The organism is Natronorubrum thiooxidans (assembly GCF_900156475.1).
GTDB classification, from domain to species: domain Archaea; phylum Halobacteriota; class Halobacteria; order Halobacteriales; family Natrialbaceae; genus Natronorubrum; species Natronorubrum thiooxidans.
Genome location: NZ_FTNR01000061.1, coordinates 1 through 1,119, shown reverse-complemented (window position 1 = coordinate 1,119; position 1,119 = coordinate 1). Strand labels below are relative to the sequence as shown.

At 57.8% G+C, this 1,119-nt stretch carries 2 protein-coding genes; both read left to right on the top strand.

Annotated features, from left to right (window positions below):
- Window positions 1–74 precede the first annotated feature (74 nt).
- Complete coding sequence (locus BW940_RS20980) at window positions 75–614, top strand: IS630 family transposase (protein ID WP_159440207.1); 540 nt, start codon at window positions 75–77, stop codon at window positions 612–614.
- Window positions 508–1,113: an IS630 family transposase gene (locus BW940_RS20975; RefSeq protein ID WP_143823988.1), complete on the top strand. Its 606-nt coding sequence runs from the start codon at window positions 508–510 to the stop codon at window positions 1,111–1,113. Before BW940_RS20980 ends, BW940_RS20975 begins: the two co-directional genes overlap by 107 nt.
- The last annotated feature ends 6 nt before the right edge of the window (window positions 1,114–1,119 follow it).

The following is a 1,119-nucleotide window of genomic DNA, read 5'->3' as shown; positions in this document are numbered from 1 at the left end:
GAGTGGTCTGCGAAAGCGTTGACCCCTTTGGAAGCGTATCTTTCTCGATGAACAACAGTCAGCGTGGTTTGTTGGTGCAGCATCTGTCTGAGGAAGAAATCGATCAAGCAATTAAATCGGCTCAGGAGGCAGACGAGACCCGTCTCGTCCGGCGACTGTGTTACATCAAGAACCTCTATCAGGGAGACACCCGCGAGCAAGCAGGTCGACGCGTCGGGATCTCCCGATCCACGACGCGTCGCTGGGCATTGGCATGGAATGATGATGGCGTCGAAGGGCTCCGCCCACGCTTCGGCGGCGGCCGGCCGCCGAAGCTCACCTCACAACAGTGGGACGAACTCTGTGCCCTTCTCGAAGAAGGCCAGCCGTGGACTCCCAAGCAAATTCACGCGCTTATCGAAGACCGATACAACGTCACGTACCACCCGGCACACTTGAGCCGCAAGCTCCGAGAAGCCGGAATGAACTACGCCAAACCGCGGCCGATGGATCCACGACGTCCCGACGATGCAGACGAGATTCTCGCCGAGCGCCTCGACCAGGCGCTCGGCGAGGATGACCCCAAGAACGAGGAGGAGAAAGCCGAGCCGGTCGTGTTCGGGTTCTTTCGATGAAGCGTGGCCGCAACCGTTCGACAACTCCCAGCGAATGTGGTCGTTTGATCGAACAGTAACGATCGAGAAGCCGCTGGTCACGTTCCCGCGGCGGTCGATTGGTTTCTACGCGTTGACTGGCCAGAGTGTAATCACGTTCAAAGAGCGGTTGGTCAAGGAGACGATCGTTGAAGCGCTCGAAGAGATCCGCGAGCAGAATCCGGTCGGGCGGATTCTGCTCGTGGCCGACAACTACGGCTCTCATCACGCGAAACTCACGCAGGAACGGGCCGACGAACTCGACATCGAGTTCGTCTTCATCCCGCCATATTCACCGACGCTAAACGCCATCGAACCACTATGGAAAGACCTGAAGCGCGAGATCTCGCCAGAGATCTTCGCGGATCGAGACCATTTCAAAGCATTCCTCACCGAGACATTTCTCCGGTTGAGTCACCGACTGAGCTTCGCTAGTGACTGGATCGAGACATTCCTCCCCGGTGTTCAGAGGTTGCGCTGATCACTC